This window comes from Streptomyces sp. NPDC051921, from assembly GCF_040680975.1.
In the GTDB taxonomy this organism is placed as follows: Bacteria; Actinomycetota; Actinomycetes; order Streptomycetales; family Streptomycetaceae; genus Streptomyces.
Genome location: NZ_JBFAXU010000003.1, coordinates 118,981 through 137,593, shown reverse-complemented (window position 1 = coordinate 137,593; position 18,613 = coordinate 118,981). Strand labels below are relative to the sequence as shown.

The window sequence follows — 18,613 nt, the reverse complement described above, 5'->3', positions numbered from 1 at the left end:
GATCCAATCCTGCGGAGATCAGCTGGTCTTGGGGGTGGCGCGGCCGCTGTAGTGGAGGTACGGAGGGCCGTCGGGGCGCCGCTCGAACACCACCGCGTCCCAGATCGAGTCGCCTTCGTCGCGCCCGACGAACGTGGTCGCGTCGACAGCGACGAGGTCGAGGGTGCGGGACCGGGCGAGGCCGACGAGGATGCCGGTGGGTTCGGTGCGCAGGCGCAGTCCGCCCTCGTGCGCGGTCACATGGATCCTGCTGCCGGCCCGCTCGTACACACCGGTCAAGGGTTCGACGTCGACGTGGACGGGCGGCTCGGGGGGCCCGATGGGGGCGGGGACGTCGATCGCGTGCAGGTCCCCGAGAAGCTCGGTGACGAGACGCTGCTGGAACTCGACGCTCCGCCCGCCGTTGATCAGCGCGGCGACGACCGTCCCCAGCTCGGGCAGGACCCAGAGCGCGGCGTGCTGGCCGATGGTGTCGCCGGTGTGGGAGACGACCTCGTGGCCGTCCCACTCGTCCAGGCTCCAGCCGATGCCCCACTGCCGCCCGCCGCCGTACGGATTGGGCAGGTCGACCTGTGCCTGTCGCAAGGCGGCGGGGTCGGCGAGGAGCGCTCCGGGGGTGAGGTGGGCGCGGCCGAAGGTGACCACGTCGGCGGCCCGGGCGCAGATCAGTCCGGCGGGGCCGACGGACCGGGGCAGTCCCCACTGCGGCACCACGGCGCCGTGCTCGTCGTGGCCGACGGCCGCGCCGAAGCGCAGCACGTCCTCCGGCAGCGTCCAGGTGTGGGAGAGGCCGAGCGGGTCGCAGACCTGCTCGCGCAGGGCCTGGTCCCACACCTTTCCGGTGAGCTGCTCGACGACACGGCCGGCGATGACGAAGCCGGAGTTGCAGTAGGAGTGGGAGTCCCCGACGGGGAAGGTCTGCTCCAGGTCGGCGCACGCCTCGACGTACCGCCGCAGGCAGTCGTCTCCGCGCCCGGTGTCCAGGAAGAGGTCTCCGTCGATCCCCGAGGTGTGGGTGAGCAGGTGGTGCAGGGTGATCGCTTCGGTGGCACGGGGGTCGCCCACCGTGAACTCCGGCAGGATCTCCGCGACCGGGGTGTCCAGCGTGACACGGCCCTGTTCGACCAGGAGCATCAGCTGGGTCGCGGTCCACACCTTGGTGACCGAACCGATCTGGAACAGCGAGTCGGTGTGCGCGGGCGCCCCGGTCGCGGTGTTGAGGACGCCGGTCGCGCACTCGTACAGCTCGCCGCCGTACCAGAAGGCCAGGCTCGCGCCAGGCACGTCGGAGTCGGCGGCGAGCTCCGCGAGGCGGCTCGTCCAGTGCTCGATGTCGGCCTTCACGCTCGCCCTCCGGGTGGTTCGATGTGTCTGTTTGCGGCTCGGTGAGCTTGGCCGAAAGCGTACGTACGAAGGCACCGGCGTGGTTCGTACAGGGATACGAACGTGCAGGTCGGAGCTTGGTCCGCCAGACGACTCCGGGGGCGGCCGGCGTTCCTAGGGTGGCGTGCACCCGACGTATGAGGAGACGAGACGACGATGCCGCTGATCGACCGCGACGACTGCGCCCTGGTGATCATCGATGTGCAGACCGATTTCTACCCGCCCCACCGGCTCGACGTGGACCGGCAGCGGTTCCACGACATGGTGCGGCGCATCGCCTGGATCACCTCCGTTGCGGACCGCCTGGAGATCCCCGTCGTGGTGACCGAGGAGGACCCGGCGGCCGGCGGCCACACCGTGCCGGAGATCCGCGAGGCGCTGCCGGCCAAGGCGCTCACGCTGCCGAAGAACGCCTTCGCCGTGTGGGACAACCCCGACATCGCCGCCGCGATCGAGGCCACCGCACGCACGACGATGATCCTGGTCGGCATCGAGACGGACATCTGCGTCGCTCACTCGGCGATCCAGCTGCACCACGCGGGCAAGCGCGTGGTGGTCGTGGACGACGCCGCGTACAGCCCCGGGCAGGCCCACGAGCGGGGCCTGCGGCGCCTGGCCGGCCGGGGCATCGAGACGCTGTCCACGAAGGAGCTGTTCTACGACTGGGTGCGCACCATCCAGGACGCGGACGCCTTCCACGACACCCACGCGGACCTGACGCTCCCGCCGGGCGTGCGGCTCTGACCGAGCCGACGCTCAGTCGAACCTGGCGGCGGTGCCCGGGCCTTCGGTCCCGCTCCCGCCGCCCTTCTGCGTCCGTCCCGGTTCCAGCAGGCGCAGCTGCAGCATCGCGGCGAACCGGGCCGACGGGTCCTGGAGGTCGATCTCCCCGACCTCTGCCACTCGGCGGATCCGGTACCGGAAGGTGTTGGGGTGGACGAACACGCTCGCCGAGGCGGTGATCACGTCCCCGAAGGCGTCCAGCCAGGCCCGCAGCGTCTCCACCAGGTGGGCGTTGTGCTTGGCGTCGTACGCGACGAGGCGGGCGAGAGGGCCGGACAGCTCGTCGCGGTTGGCAATGGCCAGGTCCCGCATCTCCAGGAGCAGGGCGTCGACGTACACGTCGGCGATCGAGGCGACACGCTTTCCGGTACGGCCGGTGAACAGCACGCGCAGGGCCCGGTCGGCGTTGGCCCGGGACCGCGGGAGCGCCGCGGGTTCCTCGGCGACGGAGCCGATCCCGATGACGGCGCCGGCCCGGTCGCCGGTGCGCTGGAGGAAGTTCGACGCCACCTGCAGGGCGCGTTCCCGGGCGTGGGCGTTGTCGCCCGGGACGGGGAAGAGCGCGTACGCCACGTCGCCGAGCAGTGCCACGGCAGAACGCGGCTGTACGGCGGTGAGGTGCACGGCCAGGGCGGCGGCCAGGCGCTGGCGCTCTGCAGTGACGTGGGCGTGGTCCTCGCCCCGCTCGGGTGCGAGGCCCATGGCCATGACCAGGGTGGGTTCGTCGACGAGGCCGAGCCGGCCGAGGGCTTCGACCGCTCCGGCCCCGCCTTCGAGGGCGGTGGTGACGAGGTCGGCCCGCAGGCGGTTCTCGGCGTCCGTGCCGGCCCGAAAGCGGAGCATGTGGAGAGCGACGAGCTTCGCCGCCTCCAGGAACGCCTTCTCCCGCTCCGGAGTGAGGGGCTTACGCAGAGCCGCCCACACGGATCCGAGGAACTCGTCGCCGGCGCGCACGGCGACGGCGACCCGGGGCAGTGCCACCTCGTCGCCGAGGGTCGGCGCGGGCACGTGCACCAGGCCCTCGGTGCGGTACAGCTCCTTGAAGACGCCGTGCTCCTCGTGGTGGCGCAGATAGCGCTCGGGGACCTGGCGGGCGAGGATGCTCTCCACCCTGGGGGCGTCCGCCTCGTCCTGGCGTCCGGAGAAGGCGAGGATGCGGGAGCGGCGGTCCTCGATGGTGACAGGGGCGTCGAGGAGGGTGGCGATGGCGTTGGCCAGGGCGAAGAGGTCTCCGGACGGCACCCCGCCCAGGGTCTGCTCCTCGCCCTCCCCCGCATTGCCCACGTCGCCTTCGGCGAGCAGGGTGCGCAGCATGGCCGCGAGCTGGGCCCAGGAGGCACCGCGGGTCAGGGCGAGCAGAGCGACGCCGGTCTCGTTGACGACCGGCTCCAGCTCGTCGGCGTCGTCGACGGGGCCGCGGACGACGAGGGCGGTGGCTCCGAGGGCGGCGAGATACCGCAGCAGCCGGGCGGTCTCCTCCGCTCCGTGGACACCGACGCCGAGCACGATGGCGCGCTCCGGGTAGTGCTGTTCGTCGTACGGATCGTGGATGCCGACGCCGCCGATCTCGCCGGCCGCGTCAGGGTCGCCGTACAGGAGGTCCAGGAGGGTGTGGCCGAAGTCCTCGAGCACCCGGCTGAGACTTCGGGCGGGGTGCGTCGACATGTGCCTGATCATCTCCGCAGGTTAGGACTCGCGCAGCCCTGCGATGTGGTGCGTGCGGACGAGGATACGTCAGCCGGTTCGTTCGCGAATACGAACTGCGCTCGTGGGTCGCCAGAGGCGGGCGACGGCGGCTTCGGCGAGGGCGTCGGTCGAGTCGACCAGCGGCAGCACGCGGGATGCCGCTGAGCTGATCAGTGGTATCTCGGTACAGGCGGCGACGACCGCCTGCGCGCCCCGCTCCTTGAGGCTGTCAGTCGCCGTGGCGATCCAGCGTTCGGGCCCGGCGGGGTCGGCGCCGCCCTTGACCGCGCGGATGGCGGCGTCCACGTACTCCTCCTGTACGGGGCCGGACACCTGGACCACGTCGAGCCCGAGCCGGGCGCCGGCCCGCTCGTACAGTCCGGTCAGGCGCGTCCCCCGGGTCGCCAGGACGCCCACGCGCTCAAGCCCAGGCGTGCGGCGGGCCGCTGCCTCAAGAGCGGCCCTGATCATGTCGAGGACCTCGACGCCGGTGGCCCTGGACAGCTGCTCGACGTAGGCATGCGCGGTGTTGCAGGGGACGGCGATGCAGCTGACTCCCGCGCGCTGGAGCCAGCGGGCACCCTCGACGAGGGCGGGAACGGGCGAAGGCCCTTCCCCGAGCAGCGCCGCCGTCCGGTCCGGGACGCCCGGATCCGCCCACATGAGGACGGGCAGATGCGCCTGGTCGGATCCCGCCGGGGTGCGTTCGACGAGCCGCCGGTAGAAGTCGGCCGTGGCGAGGGGTCCCATCCCGCCGAGGATGCCGAGGGTCGGGCGGGTGACGTGACGCATGCGGGGCAGCCTTTCCGTTCTTCCCGCCGTACTGCGCGGGGTCTCGACGCGATCGTCGCTCGATGGGAGCGGCGGGAGGTCGTCGCCGAAGCCAAAAGGTCCGACCGCGATTGGTACGGGCCGCCGGAACACCCCCGCGCCGGGCAACTGGTTCGGTCGAGCGGACGAAGCGACCACCCCAGAGCTGTGAGGCAGACCGAACCCTCCCACCCGGGCGCCGATTTGACTGGGCCTCGGCCCTGCCCTGCCCGGCCGGGCTCGCTGATCGTCAACACGAAGGCCCACCATGCACACGTACGACCCTGCCCTCACCGACCTCGTCGTCGCCTCCCTGCGCGACCGGCTGCTGAACCGGCCCCCGCTCAACCACACTGGCGAGGGAGACAAGCTCGACAGGGTCCTGGTCGGGCTGATCGGCCCCGAGGGAAACGATCCGGCGGAGGTCCTGCGCCTGTGGACCGAGCAGCTCGCGCCGACCGTGATCGCGGTCGACAGCCCCCGCTTCCTGTCGTTCGTCCCCGCCGCCCCCACGCAGGCCGCCGCCCTCTTCGACATGCTCGTCTCATGCTCGTCGATCCAGGGCGTCTCGTGGCTCCTCGCCTCCGGCCCCATCGCCGCCGAGAACCAGGTCCTGCGCCTGCTCGCGGACCTCGCCGGGATGCCGGCCGAAGCCGGCGGATGCTTCGTCTCCGGCGGCTCCGCCGGAAACCTCTCCGCCCTGGTCACCGCACGCGACACGGCCCGGTCCCGCCGGGGCCTCGGCCCGTACGACCGCGTCCGGTTCGCCGTGTCCGACCAGGCCCACTCTTCCATCGGCAACGCCCTGCGCATCATCGGCGTCGAGCCCTTCACCGTGCCGGCCATGGACCACCGCCTGACCGGCCCCGCGCTGCGCGCGGCGCTCCTCGCCGACGCGGACCCGTCGGACGTCATCGGAGTGGCGGCGACCGCCGGCACGACCAACGCCGGCATCATCGACGACCTCGCGGGAATCGCCGCCGTGGCAAGTGACGTCGACCTCTGGTTCCACGTGGACGGCGCGTACGGGGGTGCCGGCCTCCTCGCCCCGAGCGTCCGGGACCGCTACCGGGGCATCGAGCACGCCGACTCCCTCGTCATCGACCCGCACAAGTGGCTGTTCGCCCCCTTCGACTGCGCCGCCCTCCTCTACCGCGACCCGCGTCAGGCCAGGGCAGCCCACACCCAGGACGCCTCCTACCTCGACGCCCTTCACACGGACGACGACACTCAGTGGAACCCGAGCGACTACGCCCACCAGCTGAGCCGCCGTGCCCGCGGCCTCCCCCTGTGGTTCTCCCTCGCCGTCCACGGCACCCGCGCCTACACCGAGGCCATGGAGAAGGCCCTCTCCCTGGCCCGCGCCACCGCCACCCTCATTCGCAAGACCCCGCACCTCGAACTCATCCGCGAACCGGAGCTGTCCGCCGTACTGTTCCGCCGCATCGGCTGGACCCCCGAGGACTACGCGGAATGGTCCGCCCGCCTCCTCGCCGGCCAGACCGCGTTCGTCGCGCCGACCGGCTGGGAGGGCGAGACGGTCGCCCGCTTCGCCTTTCTGCACCCAGAGACCACTCTGGAGCTGGTCGAGGAGATCGTGGGCACCATGGCCTGAACAACCCCCACCGCCGAGCGGCCGGGGCAACCCCCGAGTGGGGCCGTCCCGGCCGGGGAGAATCGAGCGCGTAGAACGGCGTCACCGCGAAAGCTCCAGAAAGGAGCAAAGCCGCAGGTCAGCGCACCCTCCCCCGGGCCTTCAGCGGGGTCGGGGGCACCTCCGGGGCGGCCAGGCGCCCGCCCTCGTAGCCCTTGACCTCGCCGAAGCGGGAGCCGGTCATCCAGTCCTCGCGGGCCTGGCGGATCTCCTCGTCCGTGCGGCCCACGAAGTTCCACCACATGACCAGCTCCTCCTCGAACGGCTCGCCGCCGAGGAGCATCAGGCCCGCGTCGGAGGCGGCGCGCAGCGGGAGTTCGGTGCGGCCGCAGCCGAGGTACAGCATGGAGCCGGGGAGGACGGGGACGTCGTCCACGTGGGCCTCGCCGGACATGGCGAGGACCGCGTACTCGAAGTCGGGGTCGAGCGGGAGGCGGAGCTCGGTGCCGGCGGTCAGGGCGAGGTCGGCGCCGGTGATCGGCGTGTAGGCCGTGCCCGGGGAGACCGCGCCGTCGAGGGCGCCGAGGATGACCGTGGCGGTCAGGCCGGGGGCCGTGACCCGCGGGAGCTCGGCGTGGTGCTGGAAGTGCGGCTCGACGTGCCGGTGGGCGTCCGGGAGCGCGACCCACAGCTGGGCGCCGTGCAGATAGCGGGCGTGCGGCCGGGGGCTCTCCTCGGAGTGGGAGATCGCCCGGCCCGAGGTCATCAGGCCCAGTTCGCGGGGCCGGATGGTCTGCAGGCTGCCCGTCGAGTCGCGGTGCAGGACCTCGCCCTCGTGCAGCCAGCTGACGGTCTGCAGGCCCATGTGCGGGTGGGGCGGGACCTGCATGCCGGCTTCGTCGGCGATGTCGTCGGGGCCGTAGTGGTCGACGAAGGCCCAGGCGCCGACCATGCGGCGGCCGAGGTTGGGGAGCAGTCGGCGGACCTCGGTCGATTCGCCGAGCTGGACGTGGCGGGGGCTGAGGAGTTCCCGTACCGGTTCGGCGACGACGAAACCCCGGCCGCCGCAGACCTGGAGGGTGGCCTGGCGATCAAGATTGCTCATGTCGCTCAACCTATTCCTGTCGGAGGTCCGTACGGGGCGGACCCGCGCCACAATATTGGTGGAATGTTCAACAAGGACGGGGTGTTGAGCCGAGCGAAGGAAGCACCGCCCGGCTCGACCACGGAGAGAGTGAACAGTGAGCGACGAGACGTACTACGAGTTCGGCACGGCGGCCGACCGATGGAGCCGCGCGCAGCTGTTCTTCGAGGCGAGGGAGTACCTGACGGCCGCCCGCATCCTGCGCGGTCTGGTCGCCGAGCACCTGGACCAGACGGCCCAGCGGCTGCTGCTGGCCCGCGCGTACTACCACTCGGCCCAGCTCACCCGCGCCGAGGAGGAGCTGCGCGCCGTCCTGGAGCGCGACCCCGTCGAGCACTACGCCCGGCTGATGCTCGGGCGCACCCTGGAGCGCCAGGGCCGGGCCGACGAGGCCGCCCCGCACCTGCGGCTGGCCGCCGCGATGGCCGGCGACACGGTCGGGTAGCCCGTTCGCGCGGGCCGTTCGGGGACTGTTCGCGGCGCGCCGCGGCGCGCGTCGCGTACCCGTCGGGGGTATTCGGATAGGCTCACTTCCGTGCACGTGGAACGAGAGCGACGCGGCCGTACACGAGCAGGAGGCGCCCTGGCGCACCTCCTGCTCGTCGTCGTGCTCGCGCTCGGTGTCTTCGTGATGCACTCGGTGGGGCACCCGGAGGGCTCCTCCGGCGGCGGCGCGGACGGCACGACCCACGTCGTCGCCGCGACCGGCCTCCTCCCCGCCGATGCCTCCCCCGCCGACGGCGCCTCCGCCGACGCCTCCGCCCCGGCCCACCACGGCGGCGACCACGGCGGCGACCACCGGAAGTCGGCCTCGCACGAGTCCGACGGAACGGGGATGGACATGACCACGCTCTGCGTGGCGGTCCTCGGGGCCTGGCTGCTCGTCGCGCTCGTCCGGGCGGCCCTCGCGCGCCGTCCGGACCGGACCGCCGCGCTCCTGGCCGGGCTGCTGCCGGCCCTGGGCCCGAACGCACCGCCGCCCCGGCCACCCGACCTCGCCCAGCTGTCGATCCTGCGGATCTAGGCCGTCACGCCACCGCGGGCGCCCCGTGCTGCCCGCCGACGCGCTCGACGAACCGATCCGCCACCACGATCCGACACGACAGCACACGAGGTGTGACACCTATGCGTACCTTCAGCACGCCCACCGCCCACCGCACCACCCGCAGGCTGGCGCTCACCGGCGCCGTCGCCGCCGCCGCGCTCCTCCTCGCCGCCTGTGGCGGCTCCGGCGACTCCGACGGCTCCATGGGCGGCATGGAGCACGGCAGCAAGGCCTCCGCCACCCCGTCGGCCACGGCTTCCGCCTCCGCCTCGGCGTCCGCCGGGGCCTTCAACGACGCGGACGTGATGTTCGCGCAGATGATGATCCCGCACCACGAGCAGGCCCTGGAGATGGCGGAGCTCGCCGACGGCCGTGCGGCGGACCCCGAGATCAAGAAGCTCGTCGAAGCGATCGAGAAGGCCCAGGACCCCGAGATCCGGAAGATGCGGTCCTGGCTCAAGGCCTGGGGCAGGCCGGAGAACGCCGGGCACGGCGGCCACGGCATGCCCGGGATGATGTCCGACGCGGACATGAAGGCCCTCGCCGCCACGAAGGGCAAGGACTTCGACCGCACGTTCGCCGAGCTGATGATCGCCCACCACGAGGGCGCGGTGGCGATGGCGAAGACGGAGCAGAAGGACGGCGCCGACGCGGCGGCGAAGCAGGTGGCCGACGACGTCGTGCGGACGCAGGACGCCGAGATCGCGCAGCTGCGGAAGATCCTCGACCGGCTCTGACCGGCCCACCGGCCGGCGGGCCCAGCCCCGCTCTGAGCAGCCGACCGGCCGGTCGGGCCCACACCGGCTCGGACCGGCCGACCGGCTGGTCGGGCTCGGACTTGGTCGGTCGGGCGCAGCCCCCGGCTCGGACCGGTCCGTCGGGCACAGACCCGGGCCCGAACCGGACCGGCTCCGTCGGGCTCCGCCGGTCCGGTCCGGCGGGCCCAGACCCCGGCTCGGTCCGGACCGGACGGACCGGCCGGGTCTCGACGGTGCCGGGCGGCGCGCCGCAGGCGCTGACCGCCGTCGACGCGCGCCGGATCCTGGTGGCGACGCGGGACGGGGTGCACGGGTCGACCGACGGCGGACGCACGTTCACCCGGCGGATGGCCGTGACGTCCGGTGGCGCGGGCCACTGAACGTCACGGCCGCGGGTCGGCTGCTCAGTAGCCGACCCGCACCCCCGTCACCGTGTGCCGGTCGGTCCGGCCGCCGGTCGTGCCGCTGAAGCCGACGAGGACGTTCTGCGGGAGCGTCACCGCGACGTCGATGACACGGGTGCCGTCGACGCTGACCTGGAGCCGGCCGGTGGCGGTGACGACCGCGTCGACGGTGTGGCTGCCGCTGCGGAGGTTGGGGACGTTGGTCGCGGTGGCCGCGTAGGTCAGGGTGGTTCCGCTGCCTCCGGTGGCCACCGCGACGAAGTTGGCCGAGGGGTCGTTGGGGCCGTTGTCGTAGGTGTCGAGGGTGACGGCGACGCCCGGGAGTCCGGCGAAGCCGAGGCTGCCGCCGCTGTTGGCGGCGAGTGCCTTCGCGGTGGTCCGGCTCGCGTCCAGGAGGAGCAGGGCGAGTCCGTCGGCGCCGGTGCCGCCGCCGATGGTGGCGGTGAAGCGGGCCTTCAGGCGGGCGGAGGGGACGGCGGTGGCCTGGACGGCCGAGCCGCGCTGGAAGGTCTGGAGCGGGGTCAGCTCCAGGCTGGTGCCGGACAGGGCCGCGCTGCCGTTGTACGTCCAGCCGTTGGGACCGGGCGGCGGCACCGCGTACGAGGCGGCGGTGAGGGTCACGCCCCGGACGGCGTGGATGTCGGTGCTGCCTCCGGTGGCGCCGGTGAAGGCGAGGAAGGCGGTCGGCGGGAGCGAGGCCACGCTGGTGCTGAGCCGTTGCGTGCCGTCGACGGTGACGGTGAGGGTGGTGCCGGTGACGGCGACGTTCACGGTGTGGCCGCCGGCACGCAGGTTCGGCACGTTCGTCGTGGTCGAGGCGTAGGTGAGGGCGGGGCCGCTGCCGCCGGTGGCGATGCCGAGGAAGTTGGCCGAGGGATCGCTCGCGCCGTTGTCGTAGGTGTCGAGGGTGACGGCGACACCCGGGAGTCCGGACCAGCCGAGGCCGCCGCCTCCGGCGCCGAGGGCGCCCGCGGTGGTCCTGGCCGGGTCGAGGAGGGCGAAGGAGAGTCCGTCGGCGCCGGTCCCGCCGCCGATGACGGTGGTGAAGGTCGCCCTGAGTCCGTCGGTGAGGACGGGTACGGGCCAGACGGCGGTGCCGCGCTGATCCGCCGTCGCCTGGGTGAGCTGCAGGTCGCCGCCGGAGATCTGGGCGTTGCCGTTGAGCTTCCAGCCGCCGGCGTTGGGGCCGGGGACGGTGACGCCGGTCCCGGCGGCGCCGGCTCCGGTGAGGGTCTCGTTCTGCGGGCCGCGTCCGTCGTCGGAGGTGAGTTCGTAGGCGGCGTTGACCGTGCCGAGGGAGGTCGGCGAGAAGGTGACGGACTGGTGGATGACGTCCTCGGGACCGATGACCTGCCCCTCGCTGAGCGGGTCGGTCACGTGGAAGGGGGCGGCGGGCGGCTTGGCCTTGGTGATGGTGAGCGGGATGTTGCCGGTGTTGCTGATGTCGAAGGTCTTGGTGACCGACTGGCCGACCTTCACGGTGCCGAAGTCGGTCGAGGTCGGGGTGACGGTCAGCCGGGCCTGGCCGGTGACGGCGGTGCCCTTGAGGGAGACGGTGGAGGTGCCGTTCTGCCCGGTCACGGAGAGGCTTCCGGTGTCGTCGCCGTCGGTCGTGGGGACGTACGCGACCTGGACGGAGACCGACTGCTGGGGCTGGACGACGGTGCCGCCGGCGGGCAGGCCCGTGGCGCTGAACGGGGCGCCGGGCGGGGCGGTCGCGGAGACGGTCTCGGGTTGCGTTCCGGTGTTGGTGAAGGTGACGCCGAGGTACTTCCTGGTGCCGGTGGGCACGGTCTCGAAGTCGAGGAGCGTGGGCGAGGCGAGGAGCCCGGGCCGCGTTCCGTAGCCGGTGAGCCCGACGGCGCTGTCGCCGACACCGGTCGACACGGTGATGAAGGAGCTGTCGGGCCCGGGTGCGGTCGGCGCGAAGCGGACCGGTACGGAGTAGGTGTCGCCGGCGCGCAGGGTGCGCGGCAGGCCGGTCGGGGCGGCGGTGAACGCGCTGCCGGCCGGGGTGGTGACGGCGTTGATGGTGACGTCGCGGGTGGCGGTGACGGTCGCCGTGGCGTTCGCGCTGCCGCCGACGGCGACCCGTCCGAAGTCGACGGGGCTGCTGGTGATGGCGGAGTTGGCGGGACGCCCGAAGGCGAGCACGTGGCCGTCGCGCGTGCCGACGTAGATGCGGCCGCCGTTGGTGGCCGGGACGGAGAACTTGGACGCGGTGCCGATCGGTGCCGACCACCGCAGCTTGAGCGTGCCGTTGACGGGGACGGCGTCGTACGCGCGGAGCTGGCCGTTGGCTCCGTTGGAGCCGTCCGAGTAGACCGCCCAGACGAGGGCCGAGCCGGAGTTGGTGCCGGTGGAGGTGATCACCGGCGAGCCGGAGGTGTAGCCGAACGTCCCGGTGCTGCTGCCGGTGTTGGTGAGGGCGGGCCGGCCGGTGCCCGTCAGTCCGTACGCGAACGCGCGCAGCGGTCCGCGCGAGCCGATGGTGTAGACGTAGCCGCCCTGGCCTCCGTAGACGCCCGGGTGGCCCCAGACTCCCTCGTACGGTCCGAAGGTGCCCAGGACCTTGTCGGTGCCGCCGGGGCCCTGGCTGCGCCCGCCGAGGTCGTCCCGGTCGAGGAGGAAGAGGCGCCCGTCCTTGCCGATCTGGACGAGGAGCCGGGGATGGGCGCTGGTGCCGAACGGGGTGGCGGGCAGGGCCACCGGACCGCCGGAGCCGAGGTCGGTGTCGTTGAGGTCGAGCTGGTTGGCGTCGCTGGGGGCGAAGAAGTCCTGGGCGGACATGGTGCCGTCGCTGTTGACGCCGAGCCGGACGACGGACTGGGAGAGCTGGCCGGGCGGCATGGTGCCCGGTCCGGGCGCGGGGGTGACGCCGTTGCCGGTGGTGAGGAAGATCCGGCCGGGGCCGTCGGAGACGAGGCCGCCGCCGCTCATCCAGATGCCGGCCATGCCGTTGGCGGAGGAGTCCTCGGCGGCCCAGAGGGTGGTCTTGCGGGTGGAGGTGTTGACGCCGAGGACGTAGCCGACGTACGGGCCGCGGTCGCAGTAGGAGGCGAAGCCCGCGTAGACGGAGCCGCCCATGAGCAGCAGCCCGGGGCGCTGGGCGGCGGTGTACGAGTTGAAGGCGCGGCCCGGGTCGTTGGCCGGGGCGCCCGCCACCTTGACGGGCCAGCCGCTGCGTTCGGCGCCCGTGGCGGGGTCGATGGCGTGCACGTACCAGCTCGGGTGCTGGGCGTCGGGGCCGTCGTTCACCTTGGCGGTGAGGTAGAGCGCCCCGCTGGCCGGGTCGTAGACGGGGGTGGAGGTGACGCCGATGTTGGGGACCAGGTCGCCGCAGTTGATGGCGGAGGCGGGCCAGAACGGGCCCAGGTCCTTGGTCCAGTTGATCTTCCCGGAGGCGGCGTCGAGTCCGTAGACCTTGTTGTTCTCGGTGGCGACGACGAGGGTGCTGCCGACGACGAGGGGCTGGGCGTAGACCTGGCCGTCGACCGCGGTGGAGAACTGCTGCCCGAAGTCGGAGCTGGACACCTGGTCGGGGGCGAGTCCCGGCTCGTTCGGGTCCCAGCCGGTGCGCAGGTTGTCGTGGGAGATGGTGGTCTGGTCGGCGGCGGCCGCGGCCCGCACCACCTCGGGGGCGGGCGGCGCGGCGGCGCTCGCGGTCGCCGACGCCCCGCCTCCGCCGAGTGTCAGACACATCGTCAGGACATGGGCGAGCACTCTGCGTCTGCCGGTCATCGTCTCCACCCTTGGGTACGCGCGGGGCCGGGACCGGAACGCGTCCCGCCGAGGTCATGGTGGGGCGAGCCTGCCGCAGTCGACCACCCTGCCGACGCGAAGTCGGGTCACTTCACCTGGTCGGGTGGCTGCAGTCGGCTGAACCCGGCTTCCGGGGAGTGCACGGTGACGGTGCCTCCGCCGAGCATCGCGGCCTTCTGCCGTAGCCCCTCGACGACCGCCGGGCTCGGCCGGCCGTACAGGTCGATGGAGCGCATGCGGATGAGTTCGGCGAAGGCGCGGAACTTGGGTCCGCCGAGCTCCAGGTGGGACTCCAGGGCCGCCGAGTCGGGGTGGACGGCGAGGAGGGTCATCGTGGCCTGGGCCTCGTCGACGAAGAAGCGGTAGGCGATCAGTCGGGGCTCGTTCTCCTCGATGAACGCGGCGAGGTCGCGCATCGCGCTCCTGGCCTCGGCGAGCCTCCCCTCGCGGAGGTCCGAGTGATCGACGTAGAAGAGGGGGTCCGCCATGCCGCCCGAACCTACCGACGGCGGCCGGCGGCGGCGGTGCGACGCGCGCGGCCGGGCCCCGTCCGGCGGATCGGGGCCCGGGCCTATCCCCAGGTGCGCGAGCAGAGGACGAGGCAGTAGCCGTCGGGGTCGGCGACGGTGACGCCGTACTCGTCCCCGTGGGGAGTGTGCGCCGGGACGCGGGTGCCGCCGTGCGCGATGCCCGCCGCTCCGCTTGCTCCGGCGGCTTCCGCGGAGCACTACCGTCCGGCGGTGTGCACCACCTCGCCGCCCACGACGACGGTCTCGGCGACCGTGCCGGGGATGACGTCGGGTTCGACGGCCAGGATGTCGCGGGACAGGACGACGAAGTCGGCGAGTTTGCCCACGGTGAGCGAACCCCGTTCGTGCTCCAGGAAGTTGGCACGGGCCGAGCCCATCGTGTAGCCCTCGACCGCGGTGGCGACGTCGAGGGTCTCCCCGGGCGTCCAGGCCGCCCCGCCGCCCGGCGGGCGCCGGGTGACGGCGGCGTGGATGCCGATCATGGGGTCCATCTCGGCGACGTTCCAGTCGCTGGACAGGGCGAGCAGGGCGCCCGCGCGGTGCAGGCTGCGCAGGGGCCAGGCCTTGTGCCAGCGCTCGGGGCCGATGTTCTCGGCCCAGTCCTGGCCGGGGCCGGCGATGTCGGGGGCGGCGTGCCGGGGCTGCATGCAGGCGGTGACGCCCAGTTCGGCGAAGCGCGGGGTGTCGGCGGGGTCGAGGCATTCGACGTGCACGACCTGGTGGCGGGCGTCGCGAGGGCCGTTGACGGCACGGGCCTGCTCGACGGCGTCGAGGACCGTACGGATGCCGCGGTCGCCGGTGGCGTGCACGAAGCACTGGAAGCCGCGGGCGTCGAGACGGGTGAGCAGTTCGGCGAACTCCTCGGGCGGGTAGAAGGTGTCGCCGCGGTGGTGGCCGCAGCCCGCGTACGGTTCGAGGAGGGCCGCGGTGCGGGGCTCGACGACGTCGTCGATGTAGAGCTTGAGCGGCCCGACGCGCAGTCGGTCGTCCGCGAACTCCTCTGCGGCGGCGGCGAATTCGTCCAGCTCCGCCTCGGTGGTGCCGCGCGGGTGGAAGAGGGCGGCGACGATCCGCGAGCGGAGCCGGCCCTCCGTGCGGGCGCGCTGAAACAGAGCGAGGTCGTCGAGGGAGTTCTGGGGCTCGACGACGGTGGTGATGCCGTAGCCGATCGCGTCGTCGAGGCTCTTGGCGAGGCGCCCGTACTGACGGTCCGCCGACGCCCACGGCACGCCGAGCCCGCGCAGTGCGCGATGGCCCTCACGGGAGAGCCCCTTGACGGCGAAGTCCTGGACGAATCCGGTCGGTTCACCGGTGGCGGGGTCGGTCACGGCGGTGCCGAAGGGCAGGTCGGTGCGGTCGGCGCGGACGTCGAGGGCGCGCAGGGCCGCGGTGTTGAGCCAGGCGGTGTGCACGTCGTAGCTCAGGACGAGGGCGGGCGTGTCGCCGGTGACGGGGTCGAGGTCGGCGGCGGTGGGCATCCGGCCGCCGGGGATGGCGGAGTAGTCGAAGGCCTCGGCCTCGATCCAGGGTGCGTCGGGGTGGGCGGTGCGCCAGGCACGGACGCGGGTGTGGATCTCGTCGAGGTCGCGCGCGCCGGCGAGCTGGACGCAGGCGTCGTCGGAGCCGAGGCGTACGTGGTTGTGGGCGTCGACGAAGCCGGGCAGGACGAGCCGGCCGCCCGCGTCGAGGACGCGGGTGCCGGGTCCGGTCCAGGCCTCGGCCTCGTCGGCGTCGCCGACCCAGACGATCCGGCCGTCGCGCACGGCGAGCGCCTCGGCCTCGGGCAGCTCCGGGTCGACGGTGTGCACGCGGGCGTGGGTGAGGAGGAGGTCGGCGGGGGCGGGGCGGTTCATACGGGTCTTTCTCCTGCGGTACGAGGGGGAGCGGGCGGTCAGGCGGCCGGGGCGGGCCGTACGGCGCGGCGGGCGAGGAGGACGTGGACGGCGGCCGAGACGACGGCGCCGAGCAGGGACAGGTCGGCGCCGCCGAGCGGGGCGACCAGCGGGCCGGTCCACAGCTCGGAGTCGCAGGTGAGCGCGGCGAAGAGCATCCCGGCGAGCAGGGCGGTGATGCCTGCGGGGTGCCAGCCGGCCCGGTACCAGTAGGCGCCGCGCTCGCCGGCGTGCAGCGCGGCGGAGTCGTAGGCGCAGCGGCGCAGCACCATGTCGGCGAGGAAGACGCCGCCCCACGGCGCGAACACGATGATCAGGAGGGAGAGGAAGGAGAGCAGCGACGTGGTGAAGTCGGTGAGGAACAGGGCTCCGAGGGAGCCCGCGGCGGTGACGGCGGCGCTGATGACGATGGCGCGGGCGCGGCTCCAGGGGATGCCGAGGACCTGGAGGTTCAGGCTGGACGAGTAGAGCGTGATGATCGAGTTGGTCACCGAGCCGCCGAGGACGAGCGCGAGGAACAGGGGCTGGAACCAGCCGGGCAGCAGTCCTTCCGTGCCGGCGACGGCGTCGGTCATGTCGGCCTGGGTCGCGGCGGCGACGCCCGCGACGCCGAGGGCGGCGGAGGAGAGGAGACCGCCGAGGCCGCCGCTCCAGGTGAGCGCCTTGAGGGAGGTGGTGCGGGGCAGGTAGCGGGTGTAGTCGGCGGGCATCGGGACGTACGAGAAGGGGCCGGCCAGCATGACGAGGAGGGCCAGGCTCCAGCCCGAGGCGCCGGGCGAGGCCGCCGGGGCGGCGGTGTCGGCGCCGGGCAGGACGAAGACGAGCAGGGCGGCGAAGCCGACGGCGAGGACGTAGGCCATCCAGCGCTCGGCCCACTGGACGGTGGCGTGGCCCCACAGGGCGACGGCGAACGTCAGGGCCAGGGTGACGGCGAGGGCGAGGGCGCGCGGGAGGGATCCGCCGCTCCAGCCGAGGTCGGCGAGGAAGGCTTCGAGGGCCAGCGTGCCGACCACGGTGTTGACGATGGTGTAGCCGATGCTGACGATCCAGTTGAGGAGTCCGGCGGGCCAGTTGCCGCGGACGCCGAAGGCGGCGCGGGAGATGACGAGGGTGGCGGTGCCGGTGCGGACGCCGCCGAGTCCGGCGGCGCTGATGACGAAGAAGGAGAGCCCGCCGAGCACGACGACGCCGGTGGCCTGCCAGAAGGACAGGCCGAAGGCGACGGCGAGGGCGCCGTTGATGACGTAGGTGAAGGTCAGGTTCGAGCCGAACCAGAGCCAGAAGAGGTCCTTGGCCCCGCCGTGGCGCTCGCTGTCGGGAATGGGATCGATGCCATGGCCCTCGACCTGGAAGACCTCGTCACGGCCCGCCGCGCCCGCCGTCGCGGGCACCGTCTCGTGTTCGAGCACACTGCACTCCCCTCTCGGGTGCCGCCCACAGGTCGGCCACCGGCCGACCACGGGCCGACCGGATGCCGATCTTGAACGACGTTCTAAGTTCTTGAATGGCATTCAAGATGGAGGCAAGGATCCGGCCACGTCAAGACCTCAAGGGATTGCGGTTAGGGTCGACCCCGTGGACGGAGTCGACACGAGGACGGCAGCGGTGGCAGCGGCAGCGCGGGCGGGACGGCGGAGGGACGGCAGCATCACGCGGGAGCGGATGCTGGAGGAGGCCATGACCGCCATCGCCGAGGACGGCCTCGCCGCGCTCACCATGTCGGCGCTCGCCGAGCGCCTCGGGACCAGCGGCGGCCACATCCTGTACCACTTCGGCAGCAAGGACCTGCTCCTCCTCGCCGCCCTGCGGTGGAGCGAGGCCGAGCTCGCCGAGGAGCGGCGCCAGCTGCTCGCCCGCCGGATCGGCGCCCCCCGCCGACTCGACCTGTTCCTGCGGCTCTACCTGCCGCGCGGGCCGCGCGACCCGCGCTGGACGCTCTGGATCGAGCTGTGGGCGCGGATTCCGGCCAACGAGGAACTGCGGACCGCACAGGCCGAGCTCGACCGCGGCTGGCAGGAGGACCTGGAGACGCTGCTCGCCAAGGGCGTCGACCAGAAGCACTTCGCGCCGACCGACGTCACCGCCCGCGCCTCCGAACTCCTCGCCCTGCTCGACGGGTTGAGCACACGCGTGGTCCTCGGGGAGGAGTCGGGCCGGGACACCAGGAACGCCCTCGACGCGGCCCGCGCCGCGGCGGGACTACTGATCCCCCGAGCCTCCCCCGCCTCCTGACCCCGCTTCCTGGCTAGTCCGCCGGCGGCTCCCACGGCAACGGCTCGACGGCCGCGAACGGCCAGGCCGGCGCGTCCGGATGACGGCTCGTCTGCTCCGCGTACCAGAGGATCTGCTCGGTGTGCAGTGCCGGCCGGGAGAGCTTGGCGAGCGGCGGATGGCAGGCGGCGACCGCCTGGGCGACCAGCAGGGCCGCCTCGGCGTCCGCCCCGGGATCGCCGGGGCGGGCGAGCGGAACGCCGTACCACTCCGCCACGGCCCGCAGAGAGCGGGTGCCCGGGCGGTAGCGGTCGACGTGCCGGTCGAGCACGAGCGGATCGCAGAGGGGAGCGACACCGGCGGGCAACCGCTCGGTGAGCGGGACCAGTTCGTGGCGGACGAGTTCCGCGTGCAGCATCGTCAGGACGTACGGGGCGAACCAGACGACCAGCAGTTCCTTGGAGGAGAGGTGGTCGGTGACGAGGGTGGCCAGTTCGTCGAGGGCCTGGGCGGGGTCGGCGGGACGGGCGGCATCGGATCCCGCGGCTGGAGGTTGGATCCAGGATCCGACATCCACATCCGCACCCGCACCCGCACCCGCACCCTCACCC

General features: G+C 73.1%; 15 protein-coding genes and 1 pseudogene. 6 read left to right on the top strand and 10 right to left on the bottom strand.

Features of this window, described 5'->3' with window-relative positions:
- Positions 1-18: 18 nt before the first annotated feature.
- Positions 19-1,344 carry a serine hydrolase domain-containing protein gene (locus AB0M16_RS05335; protein ID WP_365338970.1) on the bottom strand — a complete coding sequence of 442 codons (1,326 nt, stop codon included), beginning with the start codon at positions 1,342-1,344 and terminating at the stop codon, positions 19-21.
- A 195-nt stretch (positions 1,345-1,539) separates the two neighbouring features.
- Here AB0M16_RS05335 and AB0M16_RS05330 point away from each other — a divergent pair, with 195 nt between their 5' ends.
- Positions 1,540-2,127, top strand: coding sequence for an isochorismatase family protein (locus tag AB0M16_RS05330; RefSeq protein ID WP_365338968.1), 588 nt, complete (start codon positions 1,540-1,542; stop codon positions 2,125-2,127).
- Between the two features lie 12 nt (positions 2,128-2,139).
- Here the strand turns inward: AB0M16_RS05330 and AB0M16_RS05325 are convergent, their stop codons facing one another.
- Positions 2,140-3,831, bottom strand: a complete 1,692-nt coding sequence (locus AB0M16_RS05325; RefSeq protein WP_365338966.1) for a helix-turn-helix domain-containing protein — start codon at positions 3,829-3,831, stop codon at positions 2,140-2,142.
- A gap of 69 nt (positions 3,832-3,900) precedes the next feature.
- The gene (locus AB0M16_RS05320; protein ID WP_365338964.1) at positions 3,901-4,644 is read right to left on the bottom strand and encodes an amino acid racemase; all 744 of its coding nucleotides are present in this window, start codon (positions 4,642-4,644) and stop codon (positions 3,901-3,903) included.
- Between the two features lie 286 nt (positions 4,645-4,930).
- Here AB0M16_RS05320 and AB0M16_RS05315 point away from each other — a divergent pair, with 286 nt between their 5' ends.
- Positions 4,931-6,277, top strand: coding sequence for a pyridoxal-dependent decarboxylase (locus AB0M16_RS05315; RefSeq protein WP_365338962.1), 1,347 nt, complete (start codon positions 4,931-4,933; stop codon positions 6,275-6,277).
- 118 nt (positions 6,278-6,395) lie between these two features.
- Here AB0M16_RS05315 and AB0M16_RS05310 read toward each other — a convergent pair whose 3' ends face one another.
- The gene (locus AB0M16_RS05310) at positions 6,396-7,361 is read right to left on the bottom strand and encodes a pirin family protein (protein WP_365338960.1); all 966 of its coding nucleotides are present in this window, start codon (positions 7,359-7,361) and stop codon (positions 6,396-6,398) included.
- A 136-nt stretch (positions 7,362-7,497) separates the two neighbouring features.
- Between AB0M16_RS05310 and AB0M16_RS05305 the strand changes: the two genes are divergently transcribed.
- From AB0M16_RS05305 to AB0M16_RS05295, 3 genes are all read left to right on the top strand, one after another.
- Positions 7,498-7,845 (top strand): tetratricopeptide repeat protein, encoded by a 348-nt coding sequence (locus AB0M16_RS05305; protein WP_365338958.1) that lies wholly within the window; start codon positions 7,498-7,500, stop codon positions 7,843-7,845.
- Positions 7,846-7,935: 90 nt separating this feature from the next.
- On the top strand, positions 7,936-8,424 hold the full coding sequence (locus tag AB0M16_RS05300) for a DUF6153 family protein (RefSeq protein ID WP_365338956.1): 489 nt from the start codon (positions 7,936-7,938) through the stop codon (positions 8,422-8,424).
- 101 nt (positions 8,425-8,525) lie between these two features.
- Positions 8,526-9,182, top strand: coding sequence for a DUF305 domain-containing protein (locus tag AB0M16_RS05295; RefSeq protein WP_365338954.1), 657 nt, complete (start codon positions 8,526-8,528; stop codon positions 9,180-9,182).
- A gap of 425 nt (positions 9,183-9,607) precedes the next feature.
- Here the strand turns inward: AB0M16_RS05295 and AB0M16_RS05290 are convergent, their stop codons facing one another.
- The 5 genes and pseudogenes from AB0M16_RS05290 to AB0M16_RS05270 form a co-directional block, all read right to left on the bottom strand.
- The gene (locus AB0M16_RS05290; RefSeq protein WP_365338952.1) at positions 9,608-13,348 is read right to left on the bottom strand and encodes a choice-of-anchor D domain-containing protein; all 3,741 of its coding nucleotides are present in this window, start codon (positions 13,346-13,348) and stop codon (positions 9,608-9,610) included.
- Between the two features lie 107 nt (positions 13,349-13,455).
- A complete protein-coding gene (locus AB0M16_RS05285) occupies positions 13,456-13,857 on the bottom strand; it encodes a hypothetical protein (RefSeq protein WP_365338950.1) in 402 nt (133 codons plus the stop codon).
- A gap of 83 nt (positions 13,858-13,940) precedes the next feature.
- Positions 13,941-14,051, bottom strand: a pseudogene (locus AB0M16_RS05280) (VOC family protein); the annotation flags it as partial.
- Between the two features lie 45 nt (positions 14,052-14,096).
- Positions 14,097-15,752 (bottom strand): amidohydrolase, encoded by a 1,656-nt coding sequence (locus tag AB0M16_RS05275; protein ID WP_365338948.1) that lies wholly within the window; start codon positions 15,750-15,752, stop codon positions 14,097-14,099.
- A gap of 38 nt (positions 15,753-15,790) precedes the next feature.
- Positions 15,791-17,200 carry a cytosine permease gene (locus AB0M16_RS05270; protein ID WP_365338946.1) on the bottom strand — a complete coding sequence of 470 codons (1,410 nt, stop codon included), beginning with the start codon at positions 17,198-17,200 and terminating at the stop codon, positions 15,791-15,793.
- Between the two features lie 253 nt (positions 17,201-17,453).
- Between AB0M16_RS05270 and AB0M16_RS05265 the strand changes: the two genes are divergently transcribed.
- Positions 17,454-18,023 carry a TetR/AcrR family transcriptional regulator gene (locus AB0M16_RS05265; RefSeq protein WP_365339471.1) on the top strand — a complete coding sequence of 190 codons (570 nt, stop codon included), beginning with the start codon at positions 17,454-17,456 and terminating at the stop codon, positions 18,021-18,023.
- A gap of 13 nt (positions 18,024-18,036) precedes the next feature.
- On the opposite strand, the gene AB0M16_RS05260 is transcribed toward AB0M16_RS05265, so the two are convergent.
- Entirely contained in the window at positions 18,037-18,579 is a 543-nt protein-coding gene (locus AB0M16_RS05260) for a hypothetical protein (RefSeq protein WP_365338944.1), read from the bottom strand.
- Positions 18,580-18,613: the final 34 nt, after the last annotated feature.

Bases quoted from the DNA above. Each gene is read 5' to 3' on its own strand.
- AB0M16_RS05285 (WP_365338950.1), bottom strand. From the start codon at position 13,857: ATGGCGGACCCCCTCTTCTACGTCGATCACTCGGACCTCCGCGAGGGG.
- AB0M16_RS05330 (WP_365338968.1), top strand. From the start codon at position 1,540: ATGCCGCTGATCGACCGCGACGACTGCGCCCTGGTGATCATCGATGTG.
- AB0M16_RS05320 (WP_365338964.1), bottom strand. From the start codon at position 4,644: ATGCGTCACGTCACCCGCCCGACCCTCGGCATCCTCGGCGGGATGGGA.
- AB0M16_RS05295 (WP_365338954.1), top strand. From the start codon at position 8,526: ATGCGTACCTTCAGCACGCCCACCGCCCACCGCACCACCCGCAGGCTG.
- AB0M16_RS05265 (WP_365339471.1), top strand. From the start codon at position 17,454: ATGCTGGAGGAGGCCATGACCGCCATCGCCGAGGACGGCCTCGCCGCG.
- AB0M16_RS05315 (WP_365338962.1), top strand. From the start codon at position 4,931: ATGCACACGTACGACCCTGCCCTCACCGACCTCGTCGTCGCCTCCCTG.
- AB0M16_RS05325 (WP_365338966.1), bottom strand. From the start codon at position 3,831: ATGTCGACGCACCCCGCCCGAAGTCTCAGCCGGGTGCTCGAGGACTTC.
- AB0M16_RS05290 (WP_365338952.1), bottom strand. From the start codon at position 13,348: ATGACCGGCAGACGCAGAGTGCTCGCCCATGTCCTGACGATGTGTCTG.
- AB0M16_RS05310 (WP_365338960.1), bottom strand. From the start codon at position 7,361: ATGAGCAATCTTGATCGCCAGGCCACCCTCCAGGTCTGCGGCGGCCGG.
- AB0M16_RS05275 (WP_365338948.1), bottom strand. From the start codon at position 15,752: ATGAACCGCCCCGCCCCCGCCGACCTCCTCCTCACCCACGCCCGCGTG.